12 protein-coding genes are annotated in these 13,732 nt (G+C 63.9%); 7 read left to right on the top strand and 5 right to left on the bottom strand.

Annotated features, from left to right (window positions below):
• Nucleotides 1–23: 23 nt before the first annotated feature.
• A complete protein-coding gene (gene dnaE, locus LQ952_RS04565; protein WP_238621479.1) occupies nucleotides 24–3,539 on the bottom strand; it encodes a DNA polymerase III subunit alpha in 3,516 nt (1,171 codons plus the stop codon).
• Nucleotides 3,540–3,810: 271 nt separating this feature from the next.
• Nucleotides 3,811–4,416, bottom strand: coding sequence for a ribonuclease HII (gene rnhB / locus LQ952_RS04560; protein WP_238621478.1), 606 nt, complete (start codon nucleotides 4,414–4,416; stop codon nucleotides 3,811–3,813).
• A 117-nt stretch (nucleotides 4,417–4,533) separates the two neighbouring features.
• On the opposite strand from rnhB, the gene LQ952_RS04555 reads away from it, so the two are divergent.
• The 7 genes from LQ952_RS04555 (at nucleotide 4,534) to LQ952_RS04525 (ending at nucleotide 11,114) form a co-directional block, all read left to right on the top strand.
• Nucleotides 4,534–5,496, top strand: coding sequence for a Gfo/Idh/MocA family protein (locus LQ952_RS04555; protein ID WP_238621477.1), 963 nt, complete (start codon nucleotides 4,534–4,536; stop codon nucleotides 5,494–5,496).
• A gap of 67 nt (nucleotides 5,497–5,563) precedes the next feature.
• The gene (locus LQ952_RS04550; RefSeq protein ID WP_238621476.1) at nucleotides 5,564–6,658 is read left to right on the top strand and encodes a DegT/DnrJ/EryC1/StrS family aminotransferase; all 1,095 of its coding nucleotides are present in this window, start codon (nucleotides 5,564–5,566) and stop codon (nucleotides 6,656–6,658) included.
• 31 nt (nucleotides 6,659–6,689) lie between these two features.
• Nucleotides 6,690–7,844, top strand: a complete 1,155-nt coding sequence (lpxB, locus tag LQ952_RS04545; protein WP_238621491.1) for a lipid-A-disaccharide synthase — start codon at nucleotides 6,690–6,692, stop codon at nucleotides 7,842–7,844.
• Nucleotides 7,845–7,850: 6 nt separating this feature from the next.
• Complete coding sequence (locus LQ952_RS04540; RefSeq protein WP_238621475.1) at nucleotides 7,851–9,713, top strand: Na/Pi cotransporter family protein; 1,863 nt, start codon at nucleotides 7,851–7,853, stop codon at nucleotides 9,711–9,713.
• Nucleotides 9,688–9,957, top strand: a complete 270-nt coding sequence (locus LQ952_RS04535; RefSeq protein ID WP_238621474.1) for a hypothetical protein — start codon at nucleotides 9,688–9,690, stop codon at nucleotides 9,955–9,957. The genes LQ952_RS04540 and LQ952_RS04535 overlap by 26 nt, the downstream gene beginning before the upstream one ends.
• A gap of 103 nt (nucleotides 9,958–10,060) precedes the next feature.
• Nucleotides 10,061–10,927 carry a PH domain-containing protein gene (locus LQ952_RS04530; protein WP_238621473.1) on the top strand — a complete coding sequence of 289 codons (867 nt, stop codon included), beginning with the start codon at nucleotides 10,061–10,063 and terminating at the stop codon, nucleotides 10,925–10,927.
• Between the two features lie 10 nt (nucleotides 10,928–10,937).
• Complete coding sequence (locus tag LQ952_RS04525; RefSeq protein ID WP_238621472.1) at nucleotides 10,938–11,114, top strand: hypothetical protein; 177 nt, start codon at nucleotides 10,938–10,940, stop codon at nucleotides 11,112–11,114.
• Between the two features lie 101 nt (nucleotides 11,115–11,215).
• On the opposite strand, the gene lpxA is transcribed toward LQ952_RS04525, so the two are convergent.
• From lpxA to lpxD, 3 genes are all read right to left on the bottom strand, one after another.
• Nucleotides 11,216–12,007, bottom strand: a complete 792-nt coding sequence (gene lpxA / locus LQ952_RS04520; RefSeq protein WP_238621471.1) for an acyl-ACP--UDP-N-acetylglucosamine O-acyltransferase — start codon at nucleotides 12,005–12,007, stop codon at nucleotides 11,216–11,218.
• Nucleotides 12,004–12,450, bottom strand: coding sequence for a 3-hydroxyacyl-ACP dehydratase FabZ (gene fabZ / locus LQ952_RS04515; RefSeq protein WP_430733394.1), 447 nt, complete (start codon nucleotides 12,448–12,450; stop codon nucleotides 12,004–12,006). The genes lpxA and fabZ overlap by 4 nt, the downstream gene beginning before the upstream one ends.
• Nucleotides 12,451–12,659: 209 nt before the next feature.
• Nucleotides 12,660–13,718, bottom strand: coding sequence for a UDP-3-O-(3-hydroxymyristoyl)glucosamine N-acyltransferase (gene lpxD / locus LQ952_RS04510; protein WP_238621469.1), 1,059 nt, complete (start codon nucleotides 13,716–13,718; stop codon nucleotides 12,660–12,662).
• Nucleotides 13,719–13,732 lie beyond the last annotated feature (14 nt).

Genomic DNA, 13,732 nt, shown 5'->3' with positions numbered 1-13,732 from the left:
AAACCTGTAACCGTGGGATGAACCTAACGGTAGTGAATCTGCACGGCCTCTTCCCCCAGCAGGCCCCTGAGTCGCTGTACCAGTTCCTCGGTGGGGCGCAGCTGCCAGGCGTCACCCAGCCGGAAGCGGGCACGGGCGCGGCCGTTGCTGTAGTTGATGAAGACCGGGCAGGGTCCATCCCGAAAGGGAGACAGGCTTTCCTCCAGTGCCCCCACCAGTGCCGGGTCCGTGCCGCCGTTGAGAGTCAGATCCACCCGCTTGGCAAACTGCTCCCGGGCCTGGTCCAGGTCCATCACCTGACGACCGCGCATGCGCACGTTGCCGCTGAACTCGTCGATGCCCACACCGCCCTCCACCACCAGCAGGCGATCCTTCACCAACAGGCCCTGGAAGCGGCGGTAATCGTCACCGAACAGCCCCACCTCGATGCGGCCGCTACGATCGTCCAGGGTGAGAAAGGCCATCCGCCCGGACGGGGCGTTGCGCAGGCGGATACCCACCACCAGACCGGCGATCAGGGCGGTCTGCTCCCGCTGCCGGCCCCGACCCTGCCCCTCACCGCTCCCCTGCCCGGGGGCGCTGTCCGCCAGGTCCGACAACAGATCGGCGATGCGCTTGCCGGTGATGCGTCGCAGTTCCACCTCATAACGGGTGATGGGATGGCCGGTGAGATACAGCCCCAGGGTCTCCTTCTCCGCCAGCAGCCGGGTCTCCTCATCCCATTCCGGCAAGGTCGGCGCCGCCACCGCCGCCACCTCCGGCGGTGGCGCCATGCCGAACAGATCCCCCTGCCCCACGTTCTGGTCGCGGCGGTGCTGCTCAGCCCGGGACATGGCCAGGGGCAGATTGTGCATCAGAGTGGCCCGGTTGGGGCCGATGGAGTCCAGGGCGCCGGCCCGGATCAGGGCCTCCAGAGTGCGCCGGTTGATCTTCTGGGAGTCCGCCCGCGCGCACAGATCATCCAGGGAGGCGAAGGGGCCGTCGCCCCGGCGACTGTCGATGAACACCTGGATGGCCGACTCCCCCACCCCCTTGATGGCCCCCAGGCCGTAGACGATGGTCCGATCATCACGTACGGTGAACTCATAGCTGGAGGCATTCACGTCCGGCGGGATCACCGCCAGATCCATGCAGCGGCATTCCTCGATCAGATTCACCACTTTATCGGTGTGGTCCATGTCCGCGGAGAGCACCGCCGCCATGAAGGCGGCCGGGTAGTGGTGCTTGAGCCAGGCGGTCTGGTAGGACAGCAGGGCATAAGCGGCGGAGTGGGACTTGTTGAAGCCGTACCCCGCGAATTTCTCCATCAAGTCGAAGATATAGCTGGCAGTCGCCTCCTCCACCCCCTGCGCCACAGCCCCGGTGAGGAAGATCTCCCGCTGCTTGGCCATCTCCTCGGGCTTCTTCTTGCCCATGGCACGGCGCAGCAGGTCGGCGCCGCCCAGGCTGTACCCCGCCAGCACCTGGGCGATCTGCATCACCTGTTCCTGATAGAGGATGACCCCGTAGGTGGGACGCAGGATGGCCTCCAGGGCCGGGTGGGGGTATTCCACCCTGGCACGGCCGTGTTTGCGGTTGATGAAGTCATCCACCATCCCCGACTGCAGGGGGCCGGGCCGATAGAGGGCCACCAAGGCGACGATGTCCTCGAAGTTGTCCGGCTGCAGGCGCTTGATCAGGTCCTTCATGCCGCGGGATTCCAGCTGGAATACCGCCGTGGTTTCCTGGCGTTTGAGCAGACCGAAGGTGCCGTCCTCATCCAGGGGCACGTCACTCACATCCAGGGGCGGCTCACCGGCCTCGGCCCGCTGGGCATTGATGGTCTGCACCGCCCAGTCGATGATGGTGAGGGTGCGCAGACCCAGGAAGTCGAACTTCACCAGGCCGATAGCCTCCACGTCGTCCTTGTCGAAGTGGGTCACCACCCCCTGCCCGCCCGGTTCGCAGAACAGGGGGGAGAAATCCGTCAGGGTGGTGGGGGCGATGACCACGCCTCCGGCATGCTTGCCGGCGTTTCTGGCCACCCCCTCCAGCTTGCGGGCCAAGTCGATGAGGCCCCGGACTTCCTCATCCTCCTCATAGCTGCGGCGCAGGTCCTCCTCCTGCTCCAGGGCCTTGTCCAGGGTCATGCCGATCTCGAACGGGATCTGTTTGGCGATACGGTCCACGAACCCGTAGGCATGGCCCAGTACGCGACCGGCGTCACGGACCACCGCCTTGGCGGCCATGGTGCCGTAGGTGATGATCTGGGAGACCTTGTCGCGGCCATAGCGCCGGGCCACGTACTCAATCACGCTGTCCCGCTTCTCCATGCAGAAGTCCACGTCGAAGTCGGGCATGGACACCCGCTCCGGGTTGAGGAAGCGCTCGAACAGCAGTTCGTAGCGGATCGGATCAAGATCGGTGATTTTCAGCGCATACGCCACCAGGGAACCGGCGCCGGAGCCACGCCCGGGACCCACCGGCACACCGTTGTCCTTGGCCCACTGGATGAAGTCCGCCACGATGAGGAAGTAGCCGGGAAATCCCATCTGGCAGATCACGTCCAGTTCCAGGTCCAGGCGGGCCCGGTAGGCCTTCTCCTTTTCCTCCCGGGCCGGAGTATCCGGTGGGAACAGGCGCACCAGGCGCTCATCCAGCCCTTGATGGGAGAGCTGGCGGAAATACGCGTCTGTGGTCATGCCCGCGGGGATGGGGTACTCCGGCAGATAGTTCTCCCCCAGGGTCAGGACGAGATTGCAGCGTCGGGCGATCTCCACGGTATTGGCCAGGGCCTCGGGGATATCGGCGAAGAGTTCCGCCATCTCCTCCGGGGTCTTGAGGTACTGCTGAGGGCTGTAGAGCCGAGGCCGCCGGGGGTCGTCCAAGACCCGGCCCTCATGGATGCAGACCCGGGCCTCGTGTGCGTCGTAATCGTCGGGGCTGATGAAGCGCACGTCGTTGGTGGCCACCACCGGCAGCCCCCGCTCCCCTGCCAGGGCCACGGCGGCGTGCAGGTAATCCTCCTCTTCTTCCCGGCCGGTGCGGATCAGTTCCAGGTAGAAGCGGTCAGGGAAGATCTCGCACCAGAAATCGCAGGCCGGCCCGGCATTCTCGGGCTGTCGGGACAGCAGGGCCCGGCCCACTTCCCCTTCCCGGCCCCCGGACAGGGCGATCAGTCCCTCGCAGGCTTCGCGGGTGAACCAGTCCCGCTCCAGGACCGGAGAGCCGCTGTGCTGGCCTTCCTGATAGCCCCGACTGATGAGACGGGTCAGGCGCTTGTAACCCGGGTCGTTCTGGCACAGCAACACCAGTCGGGTGGGCGGTTCGCCGGACTCGCCGGACGTCACCCACAGATCCGTGCCGATGATGGGCTTGACTCCGGACTTGAGTGCCGCCTTGTAAAACTTGACCATGGCGAACAGATTGGTCTGGTCGGTCACCGCGCAGGCGGGCATCCCCGCCCCCTTGACGGCGGCAACCAGCGGCCCCACGCGGACCAGGCCGTCCACGAGGGAAAACTCGGAATGCAGGTGGAGGTGAACGAAAGGCTGAGTCATCGCAGTGATATCTGAAGGCTTGAAGCAGGCAGGGGGGACAAGATAGCAGGGGAAGGGTGTTAAAGGTATTTCTGAAAAAGTCCACTGGCGTCACCATTCCTGCGCAGGCGCATTTAATGTCACCACTCCCACGAATATACATTGGCGTCACTCCCGCGAAAGCGGGAGTCCGGAACTTTCAGTCCGTTACCAGCCGCTGGGTTCCCGCTTGCGCGGGAATGACGGGCCCAAAACACCCTACAGAAAATCCCTCCAGGGCAGAATGACGGGTTCAGGACGTCTTGCAGGCCGCCCGCCGTACCGGGGCAAAACTCATTCGATGACAAGGGCTCGGCCCCAGGCGCGCCAGGGCTTCCAGATGCACGGGGGTGGGGTAACCCTTGTGGCCCGCCAGCCCGTAGCCGGGATACTCGGCATCCAGGGCCACCATCAGGGCATCCCGATAGACCTTGGCGATGATGGACGCCGCGCTGATGGCCGCCACGGTCTTGTCCCCCTGCACCACCGCCAGGACCTGACAGGGCATCGCCTCCGGACAGCGATTGCCGTCCACCAGGGCCAGGCCGGCCGGGGTGGCGAGGGTTTCCACCGCCCGGCGCATGGCCAGCAGGCTGGCCTGCAGGATATTCAACGCATCGATCTCCGCCGGCGAGCAGATCGCAATGGACCAGGCCAGTGCTCGTTCCCGGATCAGTCCGTCCAGGGCCTCTCGCCGGGCCGGACTCAGGGCCTTGGAATCCTTCAATCCGTCGATGGGACGGGCCGGATCCAGGATCACCGCCGCCGCTACGACCGGACCCGCCAGCGGACCGCGGCCCACTTCGTCCACGCCCGCCACATCCGGCCGCAGGCCCAGGTTCACCAGATCAGGTTGCATCAGATGTCGTTCTCGCCACGCTTGGAGTAAAATGCCAGCACGACATGCTACCAAGGCGCACCCCATCAGGGCCATCGGCTCATGCCGCGCCGTTCACCGCAAGCCCCCGGACCGCCCATGACCTCCACACGATGCGCCGTGATCGGCGTCGGCTATCTTGGCAAATTCCACGCCCGGAAATACGCCGCCCTTCCCAATGCAGAGTTGGTGGCGGTGGCCGACGCCAGTGCCGAGACCGCCGCCGCCGTGGCCGAACAATGCGGATGTCGCGCCGTCACCGACTACCGCGAACTGCTCGGGCAGGTGGACGCCGTCAGTATCGCCGTGCCCACCACCCTGCACTTTTCCGTAGCCCGGGATTTCCTCGAACACGGCACCCATGTGCTGGTGGAAAAACCCATCACCTCCACCGTGGAAGAAGCCGCCGCCCTGAACCGGCTGGCCCAGGAGCGAGGTGTGATCCTGCAGGTGGGACACCTGGAGCGCTTCAATGCCGCCCTCATGGATCTGGCGGACCGGCGCGGCGAACCCCTGTTCATCGAATCTCACCGCCTGGCCCCCTTCAAGCCCCGGGCCACGGACGTGAACGTGGTGCTGGACCTGATGATCCATGACATCGACATCATCCTGGACATGGTGCGCTCGCCGGTGAAATCCCTGGCCGCCAGCGGCGCCCGGGTCCTGTCCGACGCCATCGACATCGCCAACGCCCGCATCGAGTTCGAAAGCGGCTGCGTGGCCAATGTCACCTCCAGCCGGGTCAGCCTCAAGACCGAGCGCAAGATGCGCATCTTCCAGAAAAACGCCTATGTCTCGGTGGATTTCCAGAACCGGGGGCTGTCGGTGCATCGACTGGGCGACAGGGAGATGTTCCCGGGCATTCCCGAGGTCATCAGCGAAGAGAGCTTTTTCGAGGAAGGCGATGCCCTCAAGGCGGAGATCATCGCCTTTCTGGATGCGATCCAGCACGGCGCCCCGGTGGTGGTTTCCGGCGAAGACGGCCAGCGGGCCCTGGAAACGGCCATCCGCATCAGCGAACTGGTCCGGCAGGGCTCCCCCATGCGCGACCGGCGCGATTGACGCCCGCCCCCTCCCGCACAGACCGCATTCATTCAAGCAAGCCAGCCAAGCAAGGAAAAAACACACCATGATCCCAATGGTCGACCTGAAGGCCCAGTACCACCAGTTGAAGGACGAGATCGACGCGGGAATCGCCCAGGTCCTGGAAAATACTCAGTTCATCCTGGGTCCCAACGTGCAGGCCCTGGAACAGGAACTGGCCGACTACCTGGGGACACCCCATGCCATCACCTGCGCCTCCGGCACCGATGCCCTGCACCTGGCCCTGGCCGCCGCCGGCATCGGCGAGGGGGACGAGGTCATCACCACCGCCTTTACCTTCATCGCCACCGCCGAGGCCATCCGCTATGTGGGTGCCGTGCCGGTATTCGTGGACATCGACCCGCGCACCTTCAACATCGACGTGGCTCAGGTGGAAGCGGCCATCAACGAACGCACCCGGGCCATCATGCCGGTCCATCTCTTCGGCCAGCCGGCGGACCTGTCCCGCCTCCAGGCCCTGAGCAAGACCCATGACCTGATCCTGGTGGAAGATTGCGCCCAGTCCTTCGGCGCCACCGTGAACGGCACCCAGACCGGCACCACCGGGGCCTTCGGCTGTTTCAGCTTTTTCCCCAGCAAGAACCTGGGCTGCTACGGCGACGGTGGTCTGATCACCACCGGCTCCGATGCACACGCCGACCGGCTGCGGACCCTGAGAAACCACGGCAGCCGGGTGCGCTATCACCACGACATCATCGGCTACAACAGCCGGCTGGACGAGATCCAGGCGGCCATCCTGCGGGTCAAGCTCAAGCACATCGACCGCTTCAACCGGGAACGGCGCCGGGCCGCCCACCGCTACAACGCACTGCTGGCCGACACCCCGGTGACCACGCCCTTCGAGGACGGCCTGGGTGTGCACGTGTTCCATCAGTACACCCTGCTGACGGATCGCCGTGACGCCGTCATGCAGGCCTTGCAGCAGGCGGGGATCGCCTGCGCCGTGTACTACCCCATCCCCCTGCATCGCCAGAAGGCCTTCGGTGATAGCTGCGCCCAGGTCCACCTGCCGGTGACCGAATCCGTCACCGAGCGCTGCCTTTCCCTGCCCATCTATCCCGAGATCCGTGACGAGGACCTGGTGCGGATCACCGATATCATCCGGGGGGCCCTTGACTGACTCGAGCCCACCGCTGGCACCGCTGCATGTCATGATCGTCGCCGGCGAGGTCTCCGGCGACCTGCATGCCGCCAACATGGTCCGCGCCCTTGAAGGCCTGCGTCCCGGCAATCGCTATACCGGCATGGGCTGCGGCGCCATGCGTGAGGCGGGGGTGGAACTGGTCGTGGATGCCGGGCGCCTGGCGGTGGTGGGCCTGTGGGAGGTGATCGCCCAGTACCGGGATATCCGCCGGGCCCTGGAGACCCTCAAGCAGCACCTGCAGTCAGACCCGCCGGATCTGCTGGTGCTGGTGGACTATGTGGAGTTCAACCTGCGCCTGGCCAAGGCCGCCAAGGCCCTGGGCATCCGGGTGCTGTTCTATGTCAGCCCCCAGATCTGGGCCTGGCGGCCCCATCGGGTCAAGCGCATCGGCCGGGTCATCGATGCCATGGCGGTGCTGTTTCCCTTCGAGGTGGACGTCTACCGGCGTTACGGCATCCCGGTCCGCTATGTGGGTAATCCCCTGGTGGACGTGGTACTCCCCTCCGCCACGCCGCAGAAGATCCGGGCAAGCCTGGGCCTGGACCCGGACCGCCCCCCGGTGGCACTGCTGCCCGGCAGCCGCAGCGGGGAACTGCGCCGCCACCTACCCATCATGATGGAGGCCTGCCGGTGGCTGCGACAACGGCATCCGCAGATCCGCTTCGTGATGCCCCTGGCCCCGGGGGTGGACGTGGCCGGCGACGTGGCACCCTATCTGGACCCGTCCCTGGACATCCTGCAGGTGAGCGGGCGAACCTATGACGTCATGTCGGTCAGCCGCGCCCTCATCATCGCCTCCGGCACGGCCACCCTGGAGGCGGCCCTGCTCAGGACCCCCATGGCCATCATCTACCGGGTCGCCCCCATCACCCACGCCATCCTGAGCCGTCTGATCCTGATTCCCCATATCGGCCTGGCCAATATCGTCGCCGGCCGGGAAGTGGTACGGGAGTTCGTGCAGGATGCCGCCACGGCGCAGAATATCGGTGAGGAGGTGGAACGCCTGCTGGCGGATGAGGATTATCACCGCTCGGTGGTGGCGGCCCTGATCGAGGTCCGGGAACGCCTGGGAGAAGGGGGAGGATCGGAAAAAGTGGCCAGGATGGCGCTGGAGCTGATTGAGCACGGACACCTGCTGAACACATCCGATCGGGAGGGTTGACCCACTGTGCTCAGGTTCTGGCGCCAAGCCCCGTTGCCCCTGCTCCTGCTGATCCTGAGCTACGGCTTCTGGATCAGTCCGGATTTCAAGGAAATCGCCGCCGGGGTGGCGCTATTCCTGTTCGGCATGCTGTCGCTGGAAAAGGGCTTCAAGAGCTTCACCGGGGGCGCCCTGGAACAGGTGCTGCGGACATGCACCAACCGGCTCTGGAAGAGTATCGCCTTCGGCATCACCAGCACCACCCTGATGCAGTCCAGCACCCTGGTGTCGCTGGTCACCATTTCCTTCGTCAGCGCCGAGATGATTACCTTGGCGGCCGGCATCGGCGTCATCATGGGAGCCAACCTGGGCACCACCACCGGAGCCTGGCTGATCGCCGGCCTGGGTCTGCGGGTGGACATCGCCGGCTATGCCATGCCCGCTCTGGTCATCGGCGTCATCCTGCTGTTGCAGCGCTCGAAGATCCTCCAGGGTATTGGTTACGCGACCCTGGGGGTGGGCTTCCTGTTCCTGGGCATCCATTACATGAAAGAAGGCTTCGAGGCCTTCCAGGGGGCCTTCGATCTTTCCGGTTATGTGATTCCGGGCGTCCTCGGGGTGCTGCTTTATACCGGCATCGGCATGCTGATCACCGTGATCATGCAGTCCAGCCATGCCACCCTGCTGGTGATTATCACCGCCCTGGCCACCGGTCAGATCAGCTATGACAGCGCCCTCGCCCTGGCCATCGGCGCCAACCTGGGCAGCGCCATCACCACTGCCATCGGCGGCATGACCGCCAACCTGGGCGGCAAGCGCCTGGCCATCGCCCATGTACTGTTCAATGTCATGACTGCTGCCGTGGCCATCACCTTCATCGGGCAGATGGCCTGGGCGGTGGACTATCTGGGCGCATTGATGGGACTTGCCGACGACGAATACCTGCTCAAGCTGGCCCTGTTCCATACCCTGTTCAATCTGCTGGGCGTCATCCTGCTGGCGCCCTTCACCGGCGTGCTGGAGCGGGCGCTGCTCAAACATGTGAACTTTGCCCCGAAATCCAGGGAAAAACCCCTGTACCTCTATCCCGGCGCCTTGGAGACACCGGCCGCGGCCATCAGCGCCCTGCGCAAGGAAGTGGGACATCTCTATGACAATGCCCATGATCTGATCGCCCACGGGGTCAGCCTGCGCCGTTCGGTGATCGACTCCGACCAATCGCTGGTGGATGCCGTGAAAAATACCCGCCGCATCATCCCGCTGGATGTGGACGACCTCTATGAGGCAAGGATCAAGAGCCTGCACAGCGACATCGTTGCCTTCATCAGCGAGATCCAGGGCCGTGAGCTGTCCCAGCAATCGGTGGAACAGCTCTACGTCCTGCAGCAGGCCAGCCGCGATATCGTCGAGGCGGTGAAGGCCACCAAGCACCTGCAAAAGAACCTCTCCCGCCATGGCGTCTCCGGCAATCCGCTGATCCGGGAGCGCTATGACACCATCCGTCTGCAGATTGCCAAGGTGCTGCGAGAAATCCGCCAACTCCGATCCCAGGACCCGGAGACTGTCACAAGTCTGTCACTGGATGCCCTTAAGCTGTCGGTGAATAAATCCGGCCGCAGCTTCACGGCAGACCTCAACGCGCTGATCCGTGGCAGACGCTTGTCTTCCTCCATCGCCACGTCGATGATGAACGATGAGAACTACGCCTTCGAGATCTGCTCGAACCTGATCGAGGCCAGCCATGCGCTGCTGCTCCCACCCACCCGGGCGGAACAGTCCGCTGAAGATCAACTGGCACTGGATGAACAGGACATCGCGCGAATGGCCGGGGGCAATTCCAATCCCAGGACGCGGACGCACACTGATGAAGACGAAAAAACTGCTGGCTAGGCTGGCCGGTTTTCTCAACGCGGATCAGACCGCCCAGCGCAAAGAACTCAAATCCATCCGCAAGGTCCTCAAAAAACTCAAGGCCAAGGAACGGGATCTAACCACCAAGCTTGAAGAGACCCCGCCCGGCGATGAGTACGAGGAGATCTCACAGAAGCTGCAGGTGATCTACGCCCAACGCCGCAAGGGGATCGAGCGAGTGCGGGAAATCAAGGGACGCAACAAGGAACAACCGTCGCCCTGATCACCGGATGCTGTGCCGGCATGGGCATCAGGGGCGGATATCAGGCAAAATGAAGGCTCTCGACCCGGTCCGGGGTCCCATCGTGCCTAACTGGAGCCTCAACTTGAGTACGACATCGAAGGACACCACCCGATCTCCCCGCTGGATCCCCATTACCCTGGCCCTGACTTCACTGGCCAGCCTCATGGGTTCCATGGTTCTGCTTGGGCAGGGGGCACTGATCTCTCTGACCCTGTTCGTCATCCTGTTTCCCCTCACGCTCATCAACCTGCTGGTGCGCTGGTGGCCCAGACAACGCTGCGAACGCATACGCAACGAGAAACGCTGGAAACGCCGCCTCAACTTCACCGCGACGGGGGTGATGGTCGCGGCCGGGATCAACCTGTTCGCAGGGGTGAATTTCTTTGGCACCCCAATGGGAACCACCCTGCTGGTGGCCGGTACCCTGCTGCTGCCGGTGGCCATCATCATGGCCATCCTCTCCTTTTCCCTGGGTCGAACGGATGTAACCCAGACCGTGCTGGAGGAAGAAGAGCATCTGATACTTCAGGCGGATACCCATTGGGCCATCTTCCTGCCCCCCATCCAACTCGTCACCCTCTGCCTGCTGCTGGTGCTGGGTCCCTTTGGTCTGGGCGGCGAGGTCATCGCCGCCATCATCTACCTGGCGGTGCTGCCCGGCATCATGGCACGAGCGCTGGCCATATTCCTGAACACGGAAGTCTCCATTACGGACCGGCGCATGATCACCGTGACGGGTACGCTGCTGCGTCGGACCCGGGTCATGAGGTTGGATGAGATCAAGGCGGCGGGCATCTATCGCAGCTGGCTGGGTCGTCTGCTCGGCTACGGCAAGGTGGGCATCATCTGCCATGGCGGGCAAAGTCTGAAACTGCCCGGGATTGCGGATCCGGAGACATTACGGGACATGCTGGACCCGTCCGGGCGCGTGGTTACCAGTTCATTCTGAGGTTTTTCTGATGAAGGTTGAAGTGACCGTGGAGTTGGACATCGCCCTGTCCAAGGTCAGCCTGGGTGACATGCGCAGGCTGGCGGAGCAGCTGTTCGCCGATCATCAGATCGAGGCGATCAGGCAGGTGCGGATCGTAGACGTGACGTTGAAACGGGAGTCCGGGTCCGGGGACTCCCAGCTCTGAATGTGTCAGCGCATGCCTGCGCTGATTCGCGGCCGGGGCCGCTCCCACAAAGGTACAACACAGGCCCTGGGAGTGGGCCTTGCCCGCGAAGGCGGCGCCGATCAGTCCGTGGAACGGCGCCGGTCGGTGCGCAGAATGCCGCGGGGACTTTCACGGACAAACGCGACGAAATCGGCCACCTCCGGGTAGGCCTGTACCAACGGGGCCACGGCGGCCAGGCCCTGCTCCCGGTTACGACCGTCCACCAGATGGCGGAATGTCCGTTGCAGGGCACGGATGGTCTCCCCGGAATAACCGCGACGCCGGAGCCCTATCTTATTGATGCCTATGGCACGGGCGTAATTGCCCGAGGCCATGCAGTAAGGCGGTAGATCCCGATTCAGGGCGGAACCCATGCTGGTAAAGGCATGGGACCCCACACGGCAGAACTGATGGACCAGGGTGAACCCGCCCAGCACCGCCCGGTCCCCTACCTGGCAATGTCCGGCGAGTGAAGCCGCATTGGAAAATACGACGTGATTGCCGACGAGGCAATCATGGGCGATGTGGACATAGGCCATGATGAGATTATCGGTCCCCACCCGGGTCACAGCGCCGCCCTTGGGTGTACCGCGGCTGATGGTAACGTACTCCCGAATCACGGTGCGATCACCGATTTCCAGGGCCGTTTCCTCATCCCGATACCCCAGGTCCTGGGGGGCTTCCCCCAGGGACGCGAACTGATAGATCTTGCAGTCCTGGCCGATATGGGTAGTGCCGGTGATCACCACATGGGACCCGATCCAGGTCCCCTTGCCGATACTCACACCCGGGCCGATGACGGTAAAGGCCCCGATATGGACTCCCTCCTCGATACGCGCCTCTGGGTCTATGACGGCACGAGCATCGATCATGACTCCAGATCCTTCCCGGCACACATCAGCGTCGCGGTGGCCACCACCTCACCATCCACCCTGGCCACGGCATTGAAGCGCCAGATTCCCCGTACCACGCGCAGCAGTTCCACCCGCAGGTGGAGCTGATCACCCGGCTCCACCTGACGACGGAAACGGGCCTCGTCGATGCCCACGAAGAGATAGAGTTGCTGCTTGTCGGTCTCGCCCCGATGCTCCTGGGTCTTGAAGGCCAGCAGGCCGGTGGCCTGGGCCAGGGCCTCCAGGATCAGCACACCCGGCATGACCGGACGAACGGGGAAATGGCCCGGAAAATAGGGCTCATTGATGGAGACGTTCTTGATAGCCTCCAGATATTCCCCGGGCTTCAGGTCAGTGACCCGATCCACCATCAAAAAAGGAAAACGATGCGGCAGGTAACGCAGCACCTCATGTATGCTCATGGAATCCAAGTTGTCATTCCTTATGTGTGTTAGGAAAACTGAACAAGTCCCCTGAGGCCACCCTCGCGAAGGCGAGCGTCCAGGATTTTCAGCCTGTGACTGGATTCCCGCTTGCGCGGGAACGACTTATTCAGAACACCCCTTATATGGCCATTCGTTCACAGTCATCCTGCAGGGTTCTACCCTGCGCAATACCTGCAAACCACTGATTATTCGTTATCAGGATCATCCCGAACGCCCTGGTGTGATGCCTGTTCCTCCAGGGATTTAACCCGTCTCGACAGGGTGTCCAGACGCCGCAGATGAGCCAGACTGCGATTCCATTCGCGCGCCGGTGAAAAGGGAACGCCCGAGGAGTAGACGCCGGGTTCAGGGATGGAACGGCTGACCAGGGTCATGCCCGTCACCGTCACCCCGTCGGCAATTTCAAGATGGCCCGCAATGCCCACGCCACCCCCGATGGAGCAGTGCTTGCCGATCCGGGCGCTACCGGCGATCCCCACGCAGCCGGCCAGGGCCGTGTGGGCGCCGATATGGACGTTGTGGGCAACCTGAATCAGGTTATCCAGCTTCACGCCATCCTCGATCACGGTATCTTCCAGCGCCCCACGATCGATGGTGGTGTTGGCCCCCACCTCCACATCATCACCAATGATCACCGTACCCACCTGCGGTACCCTGATCCACGCCTCGCCATCCTTCGCGAAGCCGAAACCTTCGGAACCCACCACCGCCCCGGGGTGCAAAAGTCCCCGGCGACCGATGCAAACACCGGCCCCCACCGTCACCCTGGCCAGCATCCGGGTCCCTTCCCCGATATGGGCGTCTTCGCCGATGATGCAGCCCGGACCCAGCACCACATGGGCACCCAGCCGGACGCCCGCCGCGACAACGCACTGGGGTCCTACGCTGGCCGAGGGGTGAATCCAGGCCTCAGGGCTGACCACGGCACTGTCATGAATACCGGATGCGGGCACAGGCTCGGGATGCAGCAGGCCCGCCGCGCGGGCGAATCCCAGATGAGGGTTGTCACACACCAGCGCGGGCACCGGGCACGCCGACAGGTGCCTGGACTTCAGGATGACCGCACCCGCCCGGCTCTGCCGGAGTTGCGGGAGATAGCGATCATGGGTCATGAAGCACAGCTGGCGGGGTCCGGCATTCTCCAATGCAGCCACGCCGTCAAGGATACGGGCACCCACATCGGCGCCTGAGCCGTGCAGGTCGGCGCCAATGGCCTGTGCCAACGTGTTGAGTGAAACCGACATCACCCGCGCCCCGG

It is taken from the genome of Ectothiorhodospira lacustris (assembly GCF_022227785.1).
Classification (GTDB): domain Bacteria; phylum Pseudomonadota; class Gammaproteobacteria; order Ectothiorhodospirales; family Ectothiorhodospiraceae; genus Ectothiorhodospira; species Ectothiorhodospira lacustris.
This window is presented reverse-complemented; position numbering and strand designations above follow the sequence as displayed.